The organism is Methylogaea oryzae, from assembly GCF_019669985.1.
Taxonomy (GTDB): Bacteria; Pseudomonadota; Gammaproteobacteria; order Methylococcales; family Methylococcaceae; genus Methylogaea; species Methylogaea oryzae.
The window spans coordinates 2,130,439-2,154,434 of the sequence record NZ_AP019782.1; the positions used below are offsets into that span (position 1 = coordinate 2,130,439).

The 23,996-nt window shown below is 60.7% G+C and carries 18 protein-coding genes; 13 read left to right on the forward strand and 5 right to left on the reverse strand.

Features of this window, described 5'->3' with window-relative positions; genetic code table 11:
* Positions 1-588 precede the first annotated feature (588 nt).
* Positions 589-1,647, forward strand: coding sequence for a helix-turn-helix transcriptional regulator (locus K5607_RS09610; protein WP_221046885.1), 1,059 nt, complete (start codon positions 589-591; stop codon positions 1,645-1,647).
* A gap of 136 nt (positions 1,648-1,783) precedes the next feature.
* Here the strand turns inward: K5607_RS09610 and K5607_RS09615 are convergent, their stop codons facing one another.
* The 4 genes from K5607_RS09615 to acnB form a co-directional block, all read right to left on the reverse strand.
* Positions 1,784-2,782, reverse strand: coding sequence for an MBL fold metallo-hydrolase (locus K5607_RS09615; RefSeq protein ID WP_221046886.1), 999 nt, complete (start codon positions 2,780-2,782; stop codon positions 1,784-1,786).
* Positions 2,783-2,948: 166 nt separating this feature from the next.
* A complete protein-coding gene (locus tag K5607_RS09620) occupies positions 2,949-3,746 on the reverse strand; it encodes a ferritin-like domain-containing protein (RefSeq protein WP_054773026.1) in 798 nt (265 codons plus the stop codon).
* An 8-nt stretch (positions 3,747-3,754) separates the two neighbouring features.
* On the reverse strand, positions 3,755-4,330 hold the full coding sequence (locus K5607_RS09625) for a DUF2726 domain-containing protein (RefSeq protein ID WP_221046887.1): 576 nt from the start codon (positions 4,328-4,330) through the stop codon (positions 3,755-3,757).
* Positions 4,327-6,888, reverse strand: a complete 2,562-nt coding sequence (gene acnB / locus K5607_RS09630; protein ID WP_221046888.1) for a bifunctional aconitate hydratase 2/2-methylisocitrate dehydratase — start codon at positions 6,886-6,888, stop codon at positions 4,327-4,329. The genes K5607_RS09625 and acnB overlap by 4 nt, the downstream gene beginning before the upstream one ends.
* A gap of 319 nt (positions 6,889-7,207) precedes the next feature.
* Between acnB and K5607_RS09635 the strand changes: the two genes are divergently transcribed.
* The 10 genes from K5607_RS09635 to K5607_RS09695 all read left to right on the forward strand — a co-directional run bounded on the left by K5607_RS09635 (position 7,208) and on the right by K5607_RS09695 (position 20,941).
* Positions 7,208-7,513: an STAS domain-containing protein gene (locus K5607_RS09635; RefSeq protein ID WP_054773023.1), complete on the forward strand. Its 306-nt coding sequence runs from the start codon at positions 7,208-7,210 to the stop codon at positions 7,511-7,513.
* 98 nt (positions 7,514-7,611) lie between these two features.
* On the forward strand, positions 7,612-8,901 hold the full coding sequence (locus K5607_RS09640; RefSeq protein ID WP_221046889.1) for a methyl-accepting chemotaxis protein: 1,290 nt from the start codon (positions 7,612-7,614) through the stop codon (positions 8,899-8,901).
* A gap of 98 nt (positions 8,902-8,999) precedes the next feature.
* On the forward strand, positions 9,000-9,365 hold the full coding sequence (locus K5607_RS09645) for a response regulator (protein WP_054773025.1): 366 nt from the start codon (positions 9,000-9,002) through the stop codon (positions 9,363-9,365).
* 36 nt (positions 9,366-9,401) lie between these two features.
* A complete protein-coding gene (locus K5607_RS09650) occupies positions 9,402-11,750 on the forward strand; it encodes a chemotaxis protein CheW (RefSeq protein ID WP_246598815.1) in 2,349 nt (782 codons plus the stop codon).
* Positions 11,751-11,865: 115 nt separating this feature from the next.
* Positions 11,866-14,211 (forward strand): methyl-accepting chemotaxis protein, encoded by a 2,346-nt coding sequence (locus K5607_RS18175; RefSeq protein ID WP_281427694.1) that lies wholly within the window; start codon positions 11,866-11,868, stop codon positions 14,209-14,211.
* Between the two features lie 66 nt (positions 14,212-14,277).
* Positions 14,278-14,769, forward strand: a complete 492-nt coding sequence (locus K5607_RS09660; RefSeq protein ID WP_221046890.1) for a chemotaxis protein CheW — start codon at positions 14,278-14,280, stop codon at positions 14,767-14,769.
* A gap of 20 nt (positions 14,770-14,789) precedes the next feature.
* Complete coding sequence (locus K5607_RS18180; protein ID WP_281427695.1) at positions 14,790-17,984, forward strand: methyl-accepting chemotaxis protein; 3,195 nt, start codon at positions 14,790-14,792, stop codon at positions 17,982-17,984.
* A 236-nt stretch (positions 17,985-18,220) separates the two neighbouring features.
* Complete coding sequence (locus K5607_RS09685; protein ID WP_054774019.1) at positions 18,221-19,120, forward strand: CheR family methyltransferase; 900 nt, start codon at positions 18,221-18,223, stop codon at positions 19,118-19,120.
* A 9-nt stretch (positions 19,121-19,129) separates the two neighbouring features.
* Complete coding sequence (gene cheD / locus K5607_RS09690; protein WP_246598816.1) at positions 19,130-19,756, forward strand: chemoreceptor glutamine deamidase CheD; 627 nt, start codon at positions 19,130-19,132, stop codon at positions 19,754-19,756.
* Between the two features lie 105 nt (positions 19,757-19,861).
* Entirely contained in the window at positions 19,862-20,941 is a 1,080-nt protein-coding gene (locus tag K5607_RS09695; RefSeq protein WP_054774016.1) for a protein-glutamate methylesterase/protein-glutamine glutaminase, read from the forward strand.
* A 21-nt stretch (positions 20,942-20,962) separates the two neighbouring features.
* On the opposite strand, the gene K5607_RS09700 is transcribed toward K5607_RS09695, so the two are convergent.
* Positions 20,963-22,651 carry an ATP-binding SpoIIE family protein phosphatase gene (locus K5607_RS09700; RefSeq protein WP_221046891.1) on the reverse strand — a complete coding sequence of 563 codons (1,689 nt, stop codon included), beginning with the start codon at positions 22,649-22,651 and terminating at the stop codon, positions 20,963-20,965.
* Positions 22,652-22,768: 117 nt separating this feature from the next.
* Between K5607_RS09700 and K5607_RS09705 the strand changes: the two genes are divergently transcribed.
* Together K5607_RS09705 and K5607_RS09710 are read left to right on the forward strand one after the other, a co-directional pair.
* Positions 22,769-23,107, forward strand: coding sequence for a HopJ type III effector protein (locus K5607_RS09705; RefSeq protein WP_054774014.1), 339 nt, complete (start codon positions 22,769-22,771; stop codon positions 23,105-23,107).
* 116 nt (positions 23,108-23,223) lie between these two features.
* Positions 23,224-23,937, forward strand: coding sequence for a DUF2959 domain-containing protein (locus tag K5607_RS09710; RefSeq protein WP_054774634.1), 714 nt, complete (start codon positions 23,224-23,226; stop codon positions 23,935-23,937).
* Positions 23,938-23,996: the final 59 nt, after the last annotated feature.

The window sequence follows — 23,996 nt, forward strand, 5'->3', positions numbered from 1 at the left end:
CCGCTGTTTCATAAGCCGTTTCGCTATCTGCACGTAGTGCAGATTCCGCCATTTCTTTTAACGTCCAAGAAGACGTGGCATGTTTTGGCGTTTTGATTATCTACAACAGTAATGTGGCTTTGTATATTCGAACCGTTGGGACACGAGTCTCCGCCGCCATGAACGATTTGTGATATTACACACTGATTGTTTTGGTAGGCAGTTCTCAAATTAGCATTCTCCGTATTTCCGATTTGGGCGTTTAACTGCATTAGGGCAGTTGCGTTAAGGTTCGATCCGGTTCCGTCGGTACAGTTGCCTGAAGCATTCATAGATGCGAATTCGAGTACAACAACCGCAACCGCTACGCATGTCCTGGTAAGTTTGCTTCTCATGACTCCTACTCTCCATGGCTAGTAACTTTATTGGGATTGGTCCCGCATACCGGTGGCCAATCGCTTGGTGCGTCGCTTAACGCGTGACTAGATTATTGGCGCAGCACACGGTAAAAACTCACCCACACGGGTGAGGTTTTTGTTACGGAAAGCCGGTTTCAGGCGAGCGAAGGACCATAGAGAAACCGCGTAGGACATGCGAACCTCTAATGTTTTGGCTACCCTGGCCCAGCTCGCCGGTAGGCAGTTCGCTGGGCCTGCGGCGCTGCCGGCCGCCGTGGGCGCCCTGCGGGACGCGATAGGCTTTGATTTGGCACTGTTCATTTCCACCGACTCGCACGCGGAGGCGACCGACTGCCAGATCGTCATAGGGCCCGACATACGGCCGGTATTGCACCGATACTTTTCCGAATACGCCAACACCCAGGAGACGGCTTACATTGCGTCGTTCCGCGAGGTGTTGCTGTCCACCGCGCCGTACGACAGTTCGGACCTCTACGGCGGGCGCTATCAGGATTCGCCGCTGTATCACGAGGTTGGCCGGCAGGCGGGCTGCTACCACTATCTGCGCTGGCCCATACGGGATGCGGGTAAGCCGGTGGGATGCTTATTCCTGGCTCGGCCGCCGCACGGCCGGCCGTTTTCCGACAAGGACAAAACCTTTATCCGCCGCGCCACCCCGCCGCTGACTCACGCCCTGTTGCGCCGCGACTGGGGGAACGGTGAAGTGGATTCGCTGGTGGATAGCGGTGAAGAAGGCTATGTGATTTGCGACAACAAGGGAGCTATCCAGCACTTGTCCGGCCGTGCCAGGACCTTGCTGCACCTGGCTTCGGGGATGCCGGCCAGTGTCGCGCGACTTAAGGATCATACGCTGACCTGGGCCCGGCCATTGCTGCACCAGGTCGCCGTTAGGCTTGCCGATCCGCCTAGCGCGTCACCACCGGTCTGCACGGTACGGAACGCATCAGGCACGTACCTCTTGCGCGCTTACCGCTTGAGTGGCGTCCACCCTGGAGTACCGGAGCAAGTTATGGTTCAGATCAGCCGGCATATACCGCTGGCCTTGAAGATGTTGGCCACGCCGAAAATGCGCACGCTGCCGGGCCGCGACCAGGAAATCGCCATCTTGCTGGCGGCGGGGCATACCAGCAGGGAAATCGCCGATCGGTTGAAGATAACCCCCAATAGCGTGGCCTATCATGTGCGCTCCCTTTTCAACCGCCTCGATATTGGCCGCCGGGAAGATCTGCTTGCCGCTTTGCTAGGGTGACTCTGGAGCTACCGCTTAAGATGTAGGCCGCTGTGAGAACGATGGCAGGAGATTCGACACCGGCAACGGGGAGAAAGGTTAACTTAACGGTGCTGGGTGAAATCCCCCCCCCGCACTCAACGTGTTGCGACTGAAATCAAAACAAAATCCGCTGCCCCTGCTTGGGGACGGCAAACTCCACGCCCAGATTGTTGAGCGCTTTCAGTTGGGTGGCGATCTCCTCCTCCACGACGAGGCCGTTGCGCAGTTTCGGCTTGATGTGGGTGGCGAAAACTTTCAAACCGCGCAACGCCTCCGTCGGCTGTTCTCCATTGACCTGATCCGCCAAATTTCGCAGTTCCTTCATCAGCCACGACGGCGACAAATGGCCATACAGCTGCGCCGCGTCACGCGGATCGGCGTAGGACACCTCCATAAACACGCCGAGCAATCGTCCCTCCCGCACCAGCGGCGCAACCTCGCGCCACAAACGCGCCAGCTTGTCGCAGTGTTCCACCGCATCGGGGCCGGTATCGCCCAAGTACAAGACATAACGGCCCTGGGCCTCCAACAGAAACGCCGCAGAGCCGGATTCGGCATGGCACAGCTCGAAGGGGGTAACCTGCAAGCCGGTGCCGGCTATGGGCCGAGGCTCGCCGGGTTGCAGGCGCACATAGCGATATTTCTTCAACAGCAACCCCGCCCCCTCATCGGCGAAATTGGGCCACACCTGCCAATTGAACAAGTGATCGCGCAATACGTCGATAGTAGCCGGCAGAGCCAAAATATCCTTGGCGCCGTCGTCCGGCGCACCGATCGCCATGCCGGCGACGTGGTCCAAGTGGCCGTGGGAAATCAGATAAGCCTTAACATGGCGCCGCAACACCACGGCTTCCGGCGGCAATTCCGCATCGGCGGGGAAATGCGCCAAACTGCCGGCCTCCCGAGCGCGCCGCAAGCCGGCGGTCAAGGTTCCCGCATCCAGCGCCACATAAGCCGAATCGCCCGCCGGCGCCAGCAAATAGGCGGAAAGGTTCGACTCGTCCATGCCGCCGCCCGAGCCCAGCACGATCACGTCGAATACCGGCGTGTCGGCGGCGACCGCGCCCCTGCCAGCCACGCCTAGCGCCAGCAGTATCGATATCCAAACGGCCAATGTCGTTTTGCTATGTCCAACAATGCCCATCGCCTGCCCTCACGGTTATCACGGTCGACGCCATTCCTACCCTACCGGCCCGGCCGCTGCATTGCCGGGTTCGGGGCATTCGCAGCAACGAAGCCGGCTACGGACCTCAACGAAATTCAGGGAGATGTTTCGCCAGTTAGCCCTGTTGGTCCAATACGCTCAGCTCCCGCTCGCTGAAACCGGCCGCCAGACGGGCCTCCCGGTTAAAAGGGCCGCGCAGTCCGCCTTTGAGGTGGCGGCGCAGCAGGCCGAAATAGGCGTCTTCCGGCTCGACGCCGCGCCGTCGGCATTCCCAATGGAACCAGCGGCTACCCAGGGTAACGTGGCCCACTTCGTCGCGTAGGATGATTTTCAGATGGTCGGCGCTGGCTTGGTCGCCGACGCGTTCCAGCTTTTCGATCATGGCCGGCGTCACGTCCAGTCCGCGCGCTTCCATGCAGCGCGGCACCAGGGCCAGCCGCGCCAATACGTCGTCCTGCGTGTCGGTCGCCACCTGCCAGAGGCCGCCATGGGCGGGAAGATCGCCGTAGTCGGCGCCCAATTCGCGCAAGCGTTGCCGCAGCATGTCGAAATGCCGGCCCTCCTCTTCCGCCACCCCCAGCCAGTCGATGCGGAATTGATCCGGCATGTCGCGGAAGCGGTAAAGAATGTCCCAAGCCAGCTGAATGGCGGTGAACTCGATATGGGCCAGGGCGTGCAGCAAGGCGACCCGCCCTTCCAACGTGGTGAGCTTGCGTTGCGGCACTTGGCGGGGATCGACGCGTAGCGGGCGTTCGGGAAAAGCCGCGTCGGCGATGGGACGGACAACGCCGTGGGACGTCAAATCCAAACGGCCATTTTCTTGGTCTGACCAAGCGACGCGGGTGGCCGCCAACTTGTCTTCTACCGCCGGCTGGAACAGGCACCGTTCCGCCAGCGCGTGAATGTTTGACACGAAACGGCTCAATGGGTGGCGCGCAGCGGAGCCTCGTTAGAAGAGCGCGCAGGGGCGGTATGGGGGGCCAGCAGTTGACGGCGGATTTCCACCGTGTCGGGCAGGTTCCACGCTTGCCAGTGCAACACGCGGATGCTGGCTGCGGACAGCGCGCGATGCTTGCGGGCATCGTCGGCCTGGCGGTCGCCGCGGTCGCGGGTGTCGTTATCCAGGTCGATCACGGCGATAACGGTCGCGTCCTTGCCGCATACGACGAAATCGGCGCTCAGGTGGTTGATGCGGTTGTACCACTCGTGGATGTTGTGCCCCTTGCGCACCCCCAGCAACTGGGAAAGCTGCACTTGGGCCAGAATGATGTGTTCGGGCAACGCTTTGACCAGGCTGTGATACAGCGCCTGCTCCTCTTCGGTCAGCGGACGCTTGGGGAAAAACGGCCAAGCCTGGCTTTCATCGCCCCGGCTATCGCGGGGCCACAGGCGCAAAGCCAGCAACAGCGCCACCATCGCGGCGGCCAGCGCACCGACGATATACGCCAGGATGCGATCCTCCATCAACCGATCCCAAAGCCCGCCCAGTTCCATCATGCCGTCTCCGCTTTCCGGCCGATGTAGGCCGGCAGCTGGTCGAAGTTGAGGTAGCGATAGGTGTCCGCCGCCATGGAATCGATGCGCTGGGCATATTCCATATATTCCTCCGTACGGGGAATACGGCCCAGGATGGCGCATACCGCCGCCAGTTCCGCCGAAGCCAGGTAGACGTCGGCGCCCTGGCCCAGGCGGTTGGGGAAGTTGCGGGTAGAGGTGGAAACCACCTGGGTATTGTCCCCCACCCTGGCCTGGTTGCCCATGCACAACGAGCAGCCGGGCACCTCCAGGCGCACGCCGACTTTTTCGTAAATGGCGTAATACCCTTCTTCCTTTAACTGGTCCTGATCCATCTTGGTGGGCGGCGCCACCCATAGCCGGGTCGGCAACTGGCCCGCCTGGCCGTCCAGCAACTTGCCGGCGGCGCGGAAATGGCCGATGTTGGTCATGCAGGAACCGATGAACACCTCGTCGATATGGGCGCCGGCCACTTGCGACAAGGGCTTCACGTCGTCCGGATCGTTGGGGCAACAGAGCAACGGCTCTTTGATTTCATCCAGGTCGATTTCGATCACCTCGGCGTATTCCGCATCGGCATCGGCTTCCAGCAACTGCGGATCTGCCAGCCATGCCTCCATGGCTTTGATGCGCCGCTCGATTGTGCGCACATCGCCGTAGCCTTCCTTGATCATCCAGCGCAGCATGGCGATGTTGGAGTTGAGGTATTCGACGATGGGCTCTTTGTTCAAACGAATGGTGCACGCCGCCGCCGAGCGTTCGGCGGAAGCGTCGGACAGTTCGAAAGCCTGCTCCACTTTCAAATCCGGCAACCCTTCGATTTCCAGGATGCGGCCGGAAAAGACGTTTTTCTTGCCCTTCTTTTCCACCGTCAGCAGGCCGCGCTGGATCGCCACGTAAGGAATGGCGTGCACCAGGTCGCGCAGGGTAATGCCGGGCTGCATATTGCCCTTGAAGCGCACCAGCACCGACTCGGGCATGTCCAGGGGCATCACGCCGGTCGCCGCGGCGAAGGCCACCAGGCCGGAACCGCCGGGGAAGGAAATGCCGATGGGGAAGCGGGTGTGGGAATCGCCGCCGGTGCCGACGGTGTCCGGCAGCAACATGCGGTTGAGCCAGGAATGGATGACGCCGTCGCCCGGCCGCAAGCTGATGCCGCCGCGGTTCATGATGAACTCGGGCAGGGTGTGGTGGGTTTCGATGTCCACCGGTTTGGGATAAGCCGCCGTATGGCAGAAGGACTGCATCACCAAATCGGCCGAAAAGCCCAGGCAGGCCAGGTCTTTCAGTTCGTCCCGCGTCATGGGGCCGGTGGTGTCTTGCGACCCCACGGAAGCCATGCGCGGCTCGCAATAGGTGCCGGGGCGGATGCCCGCCACGCCGCAGGCGCGGCCGACCATTTTTTGCGCCAGGGTGTAACCCTTGCCGCTGTCCTGTTGCTCTCTGGGCCGCTTGAACACGGTGGAATGCGGCAGGCCCAACGCCTCGCGAGCGCGGTCGGTCAACCCGCGGCCGATGATGAGGTTGATGCGTCCGCCGGCCTGCACTTCGTCCAGGATGATCTCGGTTTTCAATGCGAAGCGGCACACATCTTCATTGCTGCCGTGGCGCCGCACGACGCCTTCATAAGGATAAATGTCGATCACGTCGCCCATATTCAACTGGGTCACGTCGCACTCGATGGGCAGCGCGCCGGAATCTTCCATGGTGTTGAAGAAGATGGGCGCGATCTTGCCGCCGATGCATACGCCGCCCTGGCGCTTGTTGGGCACATGGGGAATGTCGTCGCCGGTGTACCACAGCACCGAGTTGGTGGCCGACTTGCGTGAGGAACCGGTCCCCACCACGTCGCCGACGTAGGCCACCGGAAAGCCTTTCTGCTTCAACTCGGCGATCTGCTTGGCGGCGTCGGTGATGCCTTCGCGGGGATTCTTGAGCATGGCCAGCGCGTGCAACGGAATATCCGGCCGCGACCAGGCGTCCTGGGCGGGGGAAAGATCGTCGGTATTGGTTTCGCCGGTTACCTTGAATACCGTGACGGTGAGCTTTTCCGGAACCTGCGGCCGGCTCTGGAACCACTCCGCCTCGGCCCACGCCTGCAGCACCTGGCGGGCGTGGGCGTTGCCCGCTTCGGCCTTGGCCTGCACGTCGTGGAATGCGTCGAACACCAGCAGCGTGTGGGACAAGGCTTTGACCGCCACCGGCGCCAAGGCCTCGTCGTCCAGCAGGTCGATGAGCGGCGCGACGTTGTACCCGCCCAACATGGTGCCCAACAGCTCGGTGGCGCGTACCCGGTCGATCAGCGGGGAAGTCGTCTCGCCCTTCGCCAGCGCGGCCAGAAACCCCGCCTTCACGTAGGCCGCCTCGTCCACGCCCGGCGGCACCCGGTTTTCCAGGAGGTCCACCAGGGTTGCGGCTTCCGCTGCGGGAGGATTTTTCAGCTGCGCCACGACAGCGGCGGTTTGCTCCGCATTAAGCGGCTTGGGCGGCACGCCCTGGGCGCTACGTTCGGCAAGATGTTTTCGGTATTCGTCGAGCATCGGCATATTCGGCTGCTGGAAACGGCGCACCGGAAGAAGCGCGCCAAGAAATCAAGCGCTAATCTTACCACAGGCGCCCCGTCCAGACCGTCATCGACAACCATGGCGTTCCGTATAAAACGGGATGTTCGGCGGCGATGCGCTCCATAGAAGAACCTTATGCGGCCTTCGTGCGACCCATACAGAATTTCTTATGCAAAAGATCGGTATTTCAGGCATTTGCAATTGCCAAATGAATCACAGAGAATCACCGCTGAACTGTTGATTGGAGCCGGTTGCGACCGGCTCGCTATGTCCACGCCAGCCCCAAGGAACTCGCATGCAAATACGTACCGACATTTACGAAAAAAAGGCGACGCTGACCTTGAACGGCCGCTTCGATTTCACGCTGCACAAGGACTTTCGCGATACCTACGAGCAAGCCTTGAGCAACAGCGAAGTGAAGGCGATCGAAATCAACCTGCGCGATGTCGACTATCTGGACAGTTCGGCCCTGGGCATGCTGCTGCTGCTCAAGGACAGGGCCGCCCAGGCGGGCGCAAGCGTCTCGCTCAACAACTGCCGCGAAACCGTGCGGCAAATATTGGAAATCGCCAACTTCCACAAGCTATTTACCATCAGCTAACGGGACACACCGCGCGCCACCGGGCCAGACCCCGCTCGAGCCAGCTAACCCCAGTGCTAAAAAAACAATGAAATCGGCCACGAAGGATCGCTGAAACCGTGAAGGCAAACAGCAGCGACACGCAAACCTCCCCCCTCAAGCGCTATTTGGCCCCGGCCTTATGGACTTTGGCCTGCGTTGCCGGATGGCGGCTAATCGCCGAGCGATGGCCGGTGGACTCCGCCGCCGCAAACGCCCAACTGGCGGTGCTGCTCACCGCCTGCGCCGGCTGGGCCTGGATCGCCCACCGGGCCGCCCGCGTATCGGAGAGCGTCCAGCGTCAACGGGACGAAGAACAGTTGATGCAGAACATGGACAGGCTCTTTACCGACCTGGACGGCCTGTTCCACCACCTCGCCGATGAATTCGGCCAGCAAATCGGCAGCGCGACTTCGGAAATCGATCAAACCAGCGACGTGGTGACCGACGCCATGCATAAGCTGGTGGCCAGCTTTACCGGCCTGCAAGCCTCGGTGAGAGAGCAGCACGAAATGGTATGCACCCTCACCAGCCACCAAGGCGCGGTCGTGCACGAGCCGTCATCGGACGCCAACGGCGAGGAAACCGTGACGCTGCAAGGATTCATGAGCGACACGTCCAATACCATGACGATGTTTGTCGACAACATCATCACCAACAGCAAAACCGCCATGGTGCTGGTGCAGCGCATGGAGGACGTCAACAACGACGTCAACAAGATCCTCCACGTCCTGAAGGAGGTCCGCGACATCGCCGACCAAACCAATCTTTTGGCACTCAACGCGGCCATCGAGGCCGCGCGCGCCGGCGAAGCGGGCCGAGGCTTCGCCGTGGTGGCGGACGAAGTCCGCAAGCTGTCGGTACGCTCCAACGAATTCAGCGACGAAATCAAGATCCTGGTGAGCAGCGTTAATCGATCCCTGCGCGCGGCGGAAGACGCGCTTCAGGAAATCTCCTCCAAGGACATGAACTTCGCCCTGCAGTCCAAGGTTAAGATCGAAAAGATGATGGGCACCATCGAGCAAATGGACAACAACATCACCGACACCACGGCAAGGTTGCTGACCATGACCTCGCGCATCGAATCCGACGTCAGTCTTTCGGTGATGTCGCTCCAGTTCCAAGACTTGGCCTGCCAGCTGTTGCGGCATTCGCAAAGCCGCCTTGCCGCGATGAGAGCCATCCTGTCCGGCGTGATGGACGTCGTCGGAGCGCAGTCCGCCGCCGATCGCAACGCCATAACGGACGGCATGTCCCGACTGCAAAAATTGCGTGACACCATCCACGCGGCCGAGGACGTCATCGAAAAAACGAAACACAACCCGGTTAAACAAGTGAACATGTCGGCTGGAGACATCGACTTGTTTTGATCCATCGAAGAAAGCCGCTGGAAAACCCATAAAGATTACTAATTGGCTGACTTAGATATCAATTCGTTATATTGATCCATCAGGAGCATTTAAATCTCATGAGCAAAACGATTCTAACGGTGGACGACTCCCCCTCGATCCGGCAAATGGTGTCCTTCACCCTCAAAAGTGCGGGCTACGACATTCTCGAGGCGGTGGACGGCATGGATGGCTTGGACAAAGCCAAGTCGAAGAACGTCCATCTCATTCTCAGCGATCAAAATATGCCGAAAATGGACGGTCTCACCATGATCAAGAGCCTGCGCGCCATGCCCCAATACAAAACCGTGCCGATTCTGATGCTCACCACGGAATCCAGCGATGCCATGAAAGCTCAAGGCAAGGCGGCGGGAGCCACCGGCTGGCTGGTCAAACCGTTCGACCCGCAAAAATTATTGGAAGTGGTCAAGAAAGTTATCGGCTAATCCGCCCGCCGCCGCGTTCATCGAACTGGAGTAGCCATGGGCATCGACATGACCCAGTTTTACCAAGTGTTCTTCGAAGAAGCCGAAGAACACTTGGCAACCATGGAGAGCTTGCTCCTCGAAGTGGACATCGACCAGCCCAATCTGGACGACTTAAACGCCATATTCCGGGCGGCTCACTCCATCAAGGGCGGCAGCGGCACGTTCGGCTTCACCGACATGACCGAGGTTACCCATATCCTGGAAACCTTGCTCGACCGGTTGCGTAAAAGCGAACTGGAACCCACGTCGGAGATGATCGACGCCTTCCTGCAGGCCATCGACGTACTCAAGAACCAACTCCAAAGCCATCGTAACGGCGGCGACGTGGACCAAGCCGCTGTCGAAGAGGCCTGCGCCGCCCTCACCCGCCTGAGCGCAGACGCCCCGGCGGATGCGGCCGACAACGAGCCGGCGCCGCCCGCCCTCGCCAAGGAGGACGACGGCCAGCGCTGCTACCGCGTTTCGCTGAAAAACACCCTGGGCGCAAAACTCGATCTGTTGCTCGAGGATCTCGGCCAAGCGGGCCAGATTTCCGATTTGAGCCAGGACGACGGCACGGTCGGCTTTCAGCTGCGAACCAGCCTCGACCGTCCCGACCTGCTGGAAACCTTCGCATTCTTCGTGCAACCGGAGGATGTGCAGGTGTTCGACGCGAGTGAAAACGCGACCCCGGCGGAGGACGGCGCCTACGGCTTTTTCGACGACGCCGCCGGCGCGCCACCAGGCGCCGCCTCGGCTGACGACGGCTACGGCTTCTTCGACGGTGCCGCCGGAGCCCCCGACGCGGCATCGGCATCCGACGATGACGGCTTCGGCTTCTTCGTTTCAGAACAGGAGTTGAAGGCGCAGCAAGAGGACGCCCAAGGTTACGGCTTTTTCGGCGATGTCGCGGAACAGTCTACGCCCTCGCCTTCCGCCAAAGCCCCCGAACCCGCGCAGCCCTACGGCTTTTTTGTCGACGACGACGAGATAAAAAAGCAGAGGGAAAATACGCAAGGCTACGGCTTTTTCGTCGAGCCGCCCCCGGTCAAAAAGGACGACGCGGCCGCGCCGCAGCCCCAGCCGAGCACGACGCAGGCGCCCGCCGCCAAGCCGGCGCGCTCCGCCGAAAAGCCGGCGACCACCAGCGCGAGCGCCGACCAGTCGTCCATTCGAGTCAGCGTGGAGAAAGTCGATCAACTGATCAATCTGGTGGGCGAGCTGGTCATCACCCAGGCCATGCTGGCGCAAACGGCTTCCTCGCTGGATCCGGTCTTGCAGGAAAACCTGCTCAACGGCATCGCCTTGCTGGAGCGCAATACCCGCGACCTGCAGGAATCGGTGATGTCCATCCGCATGTTGCCCATGAGTTTCGTTTTCAGCCGTTTCCCGCGCCTGGTGCGGGACTTGGCCGGCAAACTCAATAAGGACGTGCAGTTCAAAACGGTCGGCGAAGGTACCGAACTGGACAAAGGCCTGATCGAAAAAATCAGCGATCCGCTCACCCATCTGGTGCGCAACAGCCTGGATCACGGCATAGAAACCCCCGAAGCCCGGCTCGCCAAAGGCAAGCCGGCCAAGGGCACGTTGACCTTGCGCGCCTTTCATCAGGGCGGCAATGTGGTCATCGAAGTGCAGGACGACGGCGGCGGCTTGAACCGGGACAAAATCCTGGCCAAAGCCAAGGAGCGCGGACTGCCGATCAACGACAACCTGTCGGACCAGGAGGTTTGGCAGATGATTTTCGCGCCGGGATTCTCCACCGCCGACCAGGTGACCGACGTGTCCGGCCGCGGCGTCGGCATGGATGTGGTGAAACGCAATATCGAGTCCCTGGGCGGACGGGTGGAAATCGACTCCGCGCCCGGCTACGGAACCACCATCACCATCCGCCTGCCGCTGACCCTGGCGATCCTCGACGGACTATCGGTGTCGGTGGGCACGGAGACCTATATCCTCCCCCTCACCTGCATCGTCGAATCCCTGCAGCCCACGCCGGAAACCCTGCGCAGCATCGGCGGGCAGGGGCGCGTATGCCACGTCAGGGGCGAATACCTGCCGCTGATCGCCCTGCGGGAAATCTTCGGCATGGCATCGCGCGAAGAACGCGAGGGCACGGGCATATTGGTTATCGTCGAAGCCGACGGGCAAAAAGCGGCGTTGAGCGTCGACGACCTGTTGGGTCAGCACCAAGTGGTCATCAAAAGCTTGGAATCCAACTACCGTAAAGTCGCGGGCATTTCCGGCGCAACCATCATGGGGGACGGCCGCGTCGCCATGATTCTGGACATCATCGCACTGGTACGCCTGGGCCAACCCAAAGGCCATGCGAACAATTTGCTCCATGGCGTTGATACCGAGTAACTCCCATGCCAAACGGAGCGTGGCTATCCACAACTTCAGCGTGCCCGCTTGCCGGCCGCCGAATCCCATAAGCATTGTTTTCCGTCAGTAAGGCGAGAGCCTAAGAGAGGTCAAGATGGGCATTTTCGACAGGATTAGCCAAAAAGAACGCAATGACATCGTTGCCGCTTTGGAGGCCATGGCGCAGGGCAACACCTCCTACCCTATCCCTAAAGGGGGAAGCGCCAGCTTTGCCAAAATCACCGATGCGTTGCACACCCTGCAAAACAGCTTGCACACCGCCAAGCAGCGCAACGCCGACTACCAAGGCCAAATCGAAGCGATCAACAAATCGCAGGGCGTCATCGAATTCAACCTGGACGGCACGGTCATCACCGCCAACCCCAATTTCCTCGCGGCCATCGGCTACAGCCTGTCGGAAATCAAAGGCCTGCATCACCGCACCTTCGTCGACGAAGCGTATGCCAGCAGTCTGGAATACCGCGCGTTCTGGGACAAGCTGAACCGCGGCGAATACGACGCCGGCGAGTACAAGCGCATCGCCAAGGGCGGCCGGGAGATCTGGATCCAGGCCTCCTACAACCCGATCCGCGACTCCGACGGCAAGCCCTACAAAGTGGTCAAGTACGCCGCGGACATCACCCAGGAAAAGCTCCGTAGCGCCGATTTCCAAGGCCAAATCGAGGCCATCGGCAAATCCCAGGGGGTCATCGAATTCAACCTGGACGGCACGGTCATCACCGCCAACCCCAATTTCCTCGCGGCCATCGGCTATAGCGCCTCGGAAATCAAAGGCCTGCACCACCGCACTTTTGTCGATTCCGCCTACGCCGCCAGTCCCGAGTACCGCGCGTTCTGGGACAAGCTGAACCGCGGCGAATACGATGCCGGCGAATACAAGCGCATCGCCAAAGGCGGCCGGGAAATCTGGATCCAGGCCTCCTACAACCCGATCCGCGACCTGAACGGCAAGCCTTACAAAGTCGTCAAATATGCGACGGACATTACCCAGCAAAAGCTGCAAAACTCCGACTATCAAAGCCAAATCCAAGCGATAGACAAATCCCAGGGCATCATCGAATTCAACCTGGACGGCACGGTCATCGGCGCCAACGCCAATTTCCTTGCCGCCATCGGCTATAGCGCCACGGAAATCAAAGGCCTGCACCACCGCACGTTTGTCGATCCGGCCTACGCCGCCAGCGCCGAATACCGCGCGTTCTGGGACAAGCTGAACCGCGGCGAATACGACGCCGGCGAGTACAAACGCATTGCCAAGGGCGGCCGGGAAATCTGGATCCAGGCCTCCTACAACCCGATCCGCGACCTCAACGGCAAGCCGTACAAAGTCGTCAAATACGCCTCGGATATCACGCCGCAAAAGCGCTATCAAATGACCGTCGAGTCCGTCATGCAGGAGACCAAGTCCGTGATGCTGGCGTTGGCGGGCGGCGACCTCACCCGTTCCATGGAAGGACAATACGAAGGCGAGTTCGCCGAACTGCGCGACGCCGTGCAGCAGTCGGTCCACAATCTGCGCACCATCGTGCAGAACATCATGCAGGCCAGCGAACTGATCAACTCGGCGTCCAAAGAAATCGCCATGGGCAACGCCGATTTGTCCCAGCGCACCGAAGAACAGGCTTCCAGCCTGGAGGAAACCGCCTCCAGCATGGAAGAACTGTCCTCCACCGTGAAGCAGAACGCCGACAACGCCCGCCAGGCCAACCAAATGACCATGGCCGCGTCGGAAGTCGCCGCCAAAGGCGGCAGCGTGGTGCAGCAGGTGGTCAGCACCATGGCCGACATCAACGACAGCGCGCGCAAAATCGTCGACATCATCAGCGTCATCGACGGCATCGCCTTCCAGACCAACATCCTCGCCCTCAACGCCGCCGTGGAAGCGGCCAGGGCCGGCGAACAAGGCCGCGGCTTCGCCGTGGTGGCCAGCGAAGTGCGCAACCTGGCGCAGCGTTCCGCCGCCGCCGCCAAGGAAATCAAGACGCTCATCAGCGACTCGGTGGACAAGGTGGAAACCGGCGCCAGCCTGGTGAACCAGGCCGGCAGCACCATGGAGGAAATCGTCGCCTCCGTGAAACGGGTGACCGACATCATGGCGGAAATTTCCGCCGCCTCCATGGAGCAAAGCAGCGGCATCGAGCAGGTAAACACCGCCATCACCCAAATCGACGAAGTCACCCAGCAAAACGCCGCCCTGGTGGAACAAGCGGCGGCGGCGGCCGAGTCGCTCACCGAGCAGGCGCAAACCCTCAACCAATCGGTCAGCCAGTTCCGGCTGGGCAACGAATCCCATGCGCTGTCGACACCGTCGGCTCGCCCCGCCCTGGCCGCGCCCAGACCCCACGCGCAGGCGGCCAAAGCGATCAAGCCCGCGACGCCGCGCCACCCGCCGCAGATCGCCGGCAAAAAGGTCAACGAAGATGAATGGGCCGAGTTCTAAACGGGGTCGCGCGACTTCGATCATCCCAGGCAATTCATCGGCACGACGGTTTTGGAGAAGAATCCCATGCAAGCCACACTAGATGACACCCCCGGCGTCGCCGGCGCCGGCCGGGAATACCTGACGTTTACCTTGGGCGATGAGGAATACGCCATCGACATCCTCACCGTCCAGGAAATCCGGGGTTACGACACCGTCACGAAAATCGCGAACGCCCCCGACTTCATCAAAGGCGTGATCAATTTGCGCGGCACCATAGTGCCCATCGTCGACATGCGCATTAAGTTCCAGCTTGGCACCGTGTCGTACGACCAGTTCACCGTGGTGATCGTGCTCAACATCGGTCAACGCGTAGTCGGCATGGTGGTGGACGGCGTTTCCGACGTCATCACCTTGCTGCCGGAGCAGATACGCTCCGCCCCCGAATTCAGCTCCGCATTGGATACCCAATACCTTATGGGACTGGGTACCGTGGACGAGCGAATGATCATCCTGGTGAATATCGAACGCCTGATGATGAGCCCCGATATGGCCCTGACCGACCATGTCCCTTCCTGAGTTTTAAGTGGAATAAAAAAATGAAACTCAACATGCCCGTTACCAGCCACGAGGTAGTGCTCCGCGACGACCACATGATCGTGTCCAAAACCGATCTCAAGGGACTCATTACCTACGTCAACCACGACTTCCTGGAAATCAGCGGTTTCACGGAACGAGAGCTGATCGGGTTCAACCACAACATCGTACGCCACCCGGAAATGCCGCCGGCGGCGTTCAAGGATTTGTGGGACACGGTCAAGGCGGGCAAGCCTTGGACGGGCATCGTTAAAAACCGCTGCAAAAACGGCGACTTTTACTGGGTGGAGGCCAATGTCACGCCACTGTACGAAGCCGACAAGGTCGTGGGCTTCCTCTCCGTGCGCTACAAGCCGAGCCAAGAAAAAATCGAAGCGGCCAGCCGCCTCTATCGCGACATAAACCAAGGCAGGATGCCGCAGACGCCGTTGCTGCAACGTATCAACCCGTTCAAGAACATCACCGTGAAAGGCCGGGTGATTTCGGTGGTGTCGCTGCTGTCGGTGGCGTTGCTGCTGGTCGGCGCCATGGGGCTTTACGGCATGAACACGGCCAACAAGAACCTGCGTACGGTGTACCAGGACAAAGCCGCCGCCGTTTCCGAACTGCGCCAAATCGACAAGCTGATGATGCAAAACCGCTTGCAAATCATCAACTCGGTGGTCACCCCGGCCGACGCCGCGAAAAACGCCGACGAAGTCGAACGCAACATCGCCCGCATTTCGGAAATCTGGAAAGGTTTCAGCCAACGCCCCCTGTCTCAGGAAGACAGCGGCATCGCTCAGCAATACGCCGAAAAACGCGGCCGTTTCGTGCAGGAAGGCTTGAAGCCCGCCATAGCCGCCCTGCGAGCCAACGATATCGAAGCCGCCAAGGGAGTCGTATTCACCAAAATCCGGCCTTTCTACGCGGAATCGGTGGAAGTCCTCGGCCAGTTCATCGCCAAACAGGACAAAGCGGCGCAAACCGCCTACGAAGACTCCATTAGCCGCTACGAAACGCTGCGCGCCGCCGCCCTGGCGATCATCCTGCTGGGCATCGCCGTGGCCGCCTGGCTGGGAGCAGGTTTGTTGCGCAATATCGTGCGCCCCCTCGATCAAGTATTGGATATATTCCAGGACATCTCCAACGGCCATTTCAGCAGAGCCGTGCCCATCAGCCGTGACGACGAAATCGGCAAGCTGTTGCAGCAAGTAGTGTCCATCAAGATCAAGCTCGGTTTCGATTTGGCGGAAACGCAGCGCACCGCGGAAGAAGGCATCCGCTTGCGCAACGCTTTGGACAACGTATCCACCGGCGTCATGATCGCGGACCAGGATCGCAACATCATCTACGTCAACAAATCGGTATCGAGAATCCTCAAGGACGTGGAACAAGACGTGCGTACGCAACTACCCGGCTTCCGGGCGGACGCCTTGCTCGGCGCCAATATCGACTCGTTCCACAAGGATCCTTCGCACCAAGCCAGGCTGCTGGGTTCGTTCACCAGCACCTACACCGCCCACCTGGAAATCGGCGGGCGCAAAATGCGCGTCGTCGCCAATCCGGTGATGAACGAAAGAGGCCAGCGCCTCGGCTCGGTGGCGGAGTGGGCCGACCTTACCGAAGAATTGGCGTTGCAGGAGCGCGAACGCGCCCTGGCGGCGGAAAACCTGCGGGTGCGCATCGCCCTGGACAACGTGTCCACCGGCGCCATGATCGCCGACAAGGACCGCAACATCGTCTACGTCAACAAATCGGTGAAAACCATCCTCAAGAGCGCCGAGTCGGAAATTCGCAAGCAATTGCCGAATTTCGACGCCGACAAGCTCATGGGCACCAATATCGACACCTTCCACAAAAACCCGACGCACCAGGCGAACCTGCTGGGCGGCTTGACGCAGCCTTACACCGCCACCTTGCAAGTCGGCTCCCGCACCTTGCGCGTCGTCGCCAACCCGGTGATCAACAGCGAAGGCGAGCGTTTGGGCTCCGTCGCCGAGTGGACCGATTTGACGGCGGAGATCGCCACTCAGGAAGAAGTCGCCAAAATCGTCGACGCCGCGTCCAAAGGCGACTTCGCCACGCGCATCGACTTGTCCGGCAAGGAAGGCTTTTTCCGCGAGCTGGGCGCAGGCCTCAATCAGTTCCTCGACACCGTGGCCGAAGCCATGGGCGACATCGGCCGGGTGCTGGGCGCCATGGCCGTCGGCAACCTCACCGAAAGCATCCAGAAAAACTACGAAGGCACTTTCGGCGAAATCAAATCCGACTTCAACGCGACGGTCGCCAGGCTCACGGAAATCATCGGCCAGATCAAGGAAGCCACCGACCAGATCAACACGGCGGCCAAGGAAATCGCCATGGGCAACGCCGATTTGTCCCAGCGCACCGAAGAACAGGCTTCCAGCCTGGAGGAAACCGCCTCCAGCATGGAAGAACTGTCCTCCACCGTAAAGCAAAACGCCGACAACGCCCGCCAAGCCAATCAAATGGCCATGGCGGCCTCCAGCGTGGCGGCCAAGGGCGGCAGCGTGGTGCAGCAGGTGGTCAGCACCATGGCCGACATCAACGACAGCGCGCGCAAAATCGTCGACATCATCAGCGTCATCGACGGCATCGCCTTCCAGACCAACATCCTGGCCCTCAACGCCGCCGTGGAAGCGGCCCGGGCCGGCGAACAAGGCCGCGGCTTCGCCGTGGTGGCGGGCGAAGTGCGCAACCTGGCGCAGCGTTCCGCCGCCGCCGCCAAGGAAATCAAGACGCTCATCAGCGACTCGGTGGACAAGGTGGAAACCGGCGCCAGCCTGGTGAACCAGGCCGGCACCACCATGGAGGAAATCGTCGCGTCCGTGAAGCGGGTGACCGACATCATGGCGGAAATTTCCGCCGCCTCCATGGAGCAAAGCAGCGGTATCGACCAGGTGAACACCGCCATCACCCAAATCGACGAAGTCACCCAGCAAAACGCCGCCTTGGTGGAAGAAGCCGCGGCCGCAGCCGAGTCCCTCACCGAGCAGGCGCAAACCTTGGCCCATTCCGTCAGCCTGTTCCGCCTGTCCCGCGAGGCCGGCGCGACCATGGCGGTTGCCGCTCCGCGCCAAGCCCTGCCCGTCCCTCCCAGCCATGTGCCCGCGGTAAAACCCATGCCCGCGCATAAGCCGCCGAAGCCGGCCGTAAAAGTCGAGGACGACGGCGACGAGTGGGCGGAGTTCTAAAGACGCTCCACCGATCAGAGGCAGCGCCGGAGCGCTTCCGACCCCGCAAAGGGCGCCCCCGAATCGACACCGATGCCGATCCGGCGGGCGCTCCATCGGTTTTGCGCTCAAACGCGCGGTTGCTTAGCCAAGCGGGGTATTATAAAAAGATTAAAATGCCGGCCTAGGCTGGATTGGTGCCGGCATTCATCCACAACACCGCCATTTTAATGGCCACATCTAGCCGAACCCGTTTTATGGCCGAGAAAAGACGTACGGGAACCACATCCGCGCTGGACGGCGGTGACCGGGAATTCGCCTTCACGGTCGCGGAATTTCACAAGATCCGCGAGATGCTTTACCAGCACGCCGGCATTACGCTGAACGACGGCAAAAAAGACATGGTCTACAGCCGCCTGGCGCGCCGCCTGCGCAGCAACCGGCTGACATCGTTCCAAGACTACCTGAACTTGCTGGAACAGGACGACGGCACGGAGTGGGAAGCGTTCATCAACTCCCTGACCACCAACCTCACCGCCTTCTACCGCGAGCCCCACCATTTCCCCATTCTGGCGGACCACATGCGTAGCTTGGCGCACAAACGGCCGTTTAAAATATGGTGCTGCGCTGCGTCCACCGGCGAGGAACCCTACACCTTGGCCATGACCGCGGTGGACACGTTCGGCACCTTCACGCCGCCGGTGGAAATCGTCGCCACGGACATCGACACCAATGTGCTCAGCAAAGCCGCCGCCGGCGTCTACGACATCGACCGCCTCAGCAAACTCCCGACGGCGACGGTCAAGCGCTTTTTTCTCAAAGGCACCGGCAGCAACGAGGGAAAAGCCAAGGTGCGGCCGGAGCTGCGCAAGCTCATCACCTTCGGGCAACTGAACTTGCTCGATGCCCAATGGCCCTTAAGCGGCCCTTTCGACGTGATTTTCTGCCGCAACGTCATGATTTATTTCGACAAGGACACCCAGTACAACATGCTGAGAAAATTTGTCCCCTTGATGGAACCGCACGGGCTGTTGTTCGCCGGCCACTCCGAAAGCCTGTTCCACGCGGCCGACCTGTTTCGCCTGCGCGGCCAGACCGTCTACGAATTGGCCAGGGGCAAGGCCGCCGTCGGCAAAGCCGCACCTCATCAACGATAAGAATCGTCAGTGTCCAAGCTCAACAACACGGATCATTTGTACGAGGAAGCCCTGGCGGCCAACCTGTACTTCGATAAAACCTTCCACATCGAGGCAGCCAAAATCCTGCCGGGCGAATACTACGCCACCACCCGCCAACTGTTGATCGTCACCGTGCTCGGCTCCTGCGTTTCCGCCTGCATCCGCGACACCCGCACCGGCATCGGCGGCATGAATCACTTCATGCTGCCCACCAGCAACGACGGCGGCGAGCCCCTCAGCGCGTCGGCCCGCTACGGCACCTACGCCATGGAAATCCTCATCAACCAGCTGTTGAAGCTAGGCGCGCGCCGCCAAAATCTCGAAGCCAAATTGTTCGGCGGCGGCAATGTGCTCAGCGGCTTCACCGTGGCCAACGTGGGCGAACGCAACGTGAATTTCGCCCTGCAATACTTGCGCAACGAGGGCATCCCCATCGTCGCCCAGGATTTACAGGACATCTATCCGCGTAAGGTGTATTTTTGGCCGCAGGACGGCCGCGTGCTGGTCAAGAAACTGAAATCGATCCATAACGACACCTTGGCGCAGCGCGAACAGGAATACAGCAAGCGCATCCGTTCGTCGACCGTGGCCGGCGACGTGGAATTGTTCGACTAGCGGTTTTCGCAGCATCGCCATGATTCAAGTCCCCAGGCACCAAGACGTTCAGCGCTTCCCAGCCCGCGGCACCCCCCGTTCAGCCTTCCAAGCTCACGAAAAACCATGACAATCAAAGTTCTGGTCGTTGATGACTCCGCCCTGATCCGCAATCTGCTTTCGGAAATCATCAATCAACAACACGGCATGAAATGCATAGGCACCGCGCCGGACCCGTTGATCGCCCGCGAGATGATCAAGGCGCTGGAGCCGGACGTGCTGACCCTGGACGTGGAAATGCCGAAAATGGACGGGCTGGAGTTTTTGGAAAAACTCATGCGCCTGCGGCCCATGCCCGTGCTGATGATCTCCACCTTGACCGAGGCCGGTTCGGAAACCACCCTCAGGGCGCTGGAACTGGGCGCGGTGGATTATATTTCCAAGCCGAAGCTGGACATCGTCAAAGGCATACAGGCCTACGCCGAGGAAATCGCCAACAAAATCCGCATGACGGCCCAGGCCAAAGTGCGCAAGCGCCTCGTTCCATCCGACGTGCCCAGAGCGCAGAGTGCCGACGCGGTCCTGCCCAAAGCCGCCGGCCTGCTCGGTTCGACGGAAAAATTGCTGGCCATCGGCGCCTCCACCGGCGGCACCGAAGCCATCAAGGAAGTTCTAATGAGGATGCCGCCGGACTCGCCCGGCATCCTCGTCACCCAGCACATGCCGGAGCAATTCACCGGCCCCTTCGCCAAGCGGCTGGACGGCTTGTGCAGCCTCAGCGTAAAGGAAGCGGAGGAAGGCGACCGAATCCTGCCGGGCCACGTTTATATCGCCCCCGGCCATTCCCATTTGGTGCTGGCGCGCCGCGGCGCCAATTACGTCGTCACGCTGGACAGAGGACCGGAAGTGATGCGCCACCGGCCTTCCGTGGACGTACTGTTCCGCTCCGTCGCCAACGTGGCCGGCAAAAACGCCCTCGCCATGATCCTCACCGGCATGGGCAAGGACGGCGCGGCGGGCATGCTGGAATTGAAGCAGGCGGGCGCCTATACCTACGCGCAAGACGAAGCCAGTTGCGTGGTATTCGGCATGCCCAAGGAAGCCATCGCCTTGGGCGGCGTGGACGAGGTTTTACCGCTGCTGGAAATTCCGGGCCGGGTGATCCAACGCTTGAAGTCCATGGGCCATGGCGCCATCCGCGTTTAACGCCCCTAAGGCGCCAGCCGGTCAATAGCCGAACAGCACCACGACTTCCGAACCGTCGCCGTCAAAAGTCATATCGGTAGCCAGGCTCTTGACCAACGGCAAGCCGCGCCCGTAGGCGCGATGGTTGTTCGCCAAATCCTCCAGCAGCGCCCCGTAATCGAAACCGTTGCCGCTGTCCTTTACCCGGATGCGCAGTACGCGGCGGCCTTGCCACACCGTGCGCTCGCAGGACACGCAAATATTGCCCTCGGTCAAAGCCGCCATGCGCTGCTCGCGCAGGGCGAGGTACTCTTCGAAGCCCTCCGGGCTGTTCTTCAACCGCGAGTCCAAGCGCAGCAAACCGTGGTCCAGCGCGTTGTTGAACAATTCGCTGACGATCAGGAACAAGGAAGTGACATGGGGCTTGATGCCGCTGATCTTCTCCACCAGGCTCATCACCTGCGGCACCACCTCGAAATAACGCAGCTCGTGAGCGCCGAAGCTCAATTCGATACGCCATGTGTCGTCCGCCGACTCCTCCTGCGCCTGGCCCACGCCGGCGAAAGCCAATTCTTCCTGCTGGGAACCGACATCGATCAGCATGACGGAAATATCGTCCCGCGCCTCGGCGCCGTCCAAGTGGCGGTTCAAGTCGGCCAACAGCGCGTCGTAGCGCTGCGCCGGCGGCGCCTGCTGCAACACCGACAACATGCGCTCCCAGCCGTAGAACTCGCCGTCCCGGTTTTCCGCTTCCGACAACCCGTCCGACACCACCACCACCTGCCCCGGCTGAACGATGGTGTAGGCCTCCCAATGGCTGTCGAAGTGATCCCCGCCGAGCACGCCCAGGGGGGTGTGGCGCGACACCCAGCGGTGCAACACCTCGCCGTCGTTGGACAGGAAAAACGCCGTGGGATTGCCGCCGTTCCAAACTTTGACCAATTGGTCCCGGTCGTTGACGACCACAATCGTGGCGGCCACGAAACGATCCACCGGCAACCAATCGTAAGCTTTTTGATTCAGCTCCCGCGCCACGCTGCTCAAGGGAAAGCCCTTGCTCACCATGGCGTAAAAAATCTGCGGCAGCGGCAAGACGTTGATGGCCGCCGCCAAGCCGTGCCCGGTCCCGTCCGCCAGCATGGCGTACAACGCCTGGCCGGGGCTGCGCTGGGCCGCAATCAAGTCGCCGCTGTGGTGTTCCGCGGGAAAGATCCGCCATTTCAGGGAGGGATCGCGCAAGCCGTCCGCATCGGTCATTTGCCGCATCAAATGCGCGGAAATGCGTTTCTCCTCTTCCGCCTGGAAGTAGTAATGTTCCAATTCGATGGATTTTTGCCGTATCTGCTCCTGCAAGCGGAAAATGCGCTGCATGGCATCGATTTTGGCCTTGAGGGTGGCGAAATGGACCGGCTTGGTCAGGTAATCGTCGCCGCCGACTTCCAAGCCCTTGACCATGCTGTCGCGGCTGTCCAGCGCGCTGAGAAACACCACGGGCACCCAGCGGTCGGGATGCAACGCCTTGATGCGCGCCGTGGCCTCGTAGCCGTCCATGCCCGGCATCATCACGTCCATGAACACCATGTTCGGCTCGTCGGCGGCGTACAACTCGATGGCCTCCTGACCGCCCGAGGCCATAATGGGACTATGCCCCATTTGCTTGACCAGCCTGCTCAGCAGCAGCCGATTCTCGGCCACGTCGTCCACGATCAGTATCTTGAGGGAATTTTCCACGAGTTAGATGCCCTACTCCGCTTTGCCATGGCTAATCTCCGCGCAAACATCTAGCGTCTTGCGGAACGGGCCATTATTATCGGCGGCCTGATTACGTGAAGGAAATAGTTTCATTTTATGATGCTGGAAAATTTTCTCGCCCAGGTTCGGCGCGGCGAATCCCCCGCTTTCGACGACACCCAGCGAATCATCGCCGAACACTACCTCTATCAACCCACGGCGTTCCAAAACGGCCCCGTCGCCAATGCCGCCGGGCAAAACGAAGGCTCTTGCCGGCTGTTCGCCTTCGCCCGCCTGCACGGCTTGAGCGCCGAGCATACCCTCGCCCTGTTCGGCGAACATTACCGCGACGTTTTGAACGACCCGCAAGGCAACGGCCACGCCAATATACGGGCGTTTATGGAGCACGGCTGGGCCGGAATCGCCTTCCGTGGCGAGCCCTTAACGCCGCGCTAGCGCCCGCTCGGCCTAGCCGCCGCCGGGCGCTGCCCCGGCCGGCGGCTATCTCCAAGCGGCAGAATTCCTTACAATGTGCGGATTACGACAGGCCTCTTCGACAGCTTCCCACCGGCATGGCAAAACGCTCCAACGACAATCGAAGCAACTCACTCACCACCGGCGCGACGCGTGGGCTGCTGGCGCCTTTGCTACAGGTGTTCGCCGAGCGTTTTCGCCAAGTGTATTTCCGCGCCGTGGAGTCGGTGGGCTACCACAAGCGGGACATCCTCATCAGCCGGGTGGAAACCGCCAGGGACAGTTTCGAGGAAGCCAAGGATCAATTCCAAAGCGCGCTGGAGAAGTTCACCTACCTCACCAACTTTCACGGCGGAGAGCTGGAAAACGTCTATAGCGAACTCAAGGCGGAATTCGACTACAGCCAATCCAAGGCCGACGGGGTTCGAGACCGCATCGCCGCCATCCAGGCGGTGGGCGACGCCCTGTTCGACGAATGGCGATCGGAACTCGAGCAATACAAAAACCGCACCCTCAAGGCCAGCAGCAAGCAGCAGCTGCGCCTCACCTACCAGCACTACACCCAGCTCATCAACGCCATGCACCGGGCGGAAACCCGCATCGACCCGGTGTTGTCGGCGTTCCGCGACCAGGTGCTGTTCCTCAAGCACAACCTCAACGCCCAAGCCATCGCTTCCCTGGAAGACGAGCTGAGCATGATCAGCATCAACGTCACCGGCCTGGTCCATGCCATGGAACGCTCCATCACCGAAGCCAACGCCTTCATGGACTCCCTCAACCGGCAGAAGAGCCTGCCCGCCGCCGGCTCCTGAAAACGACGCCCTGCAGCGGCGTTGGACTACGCCGCCGAATAGGGTATAAAGCGCCGGAA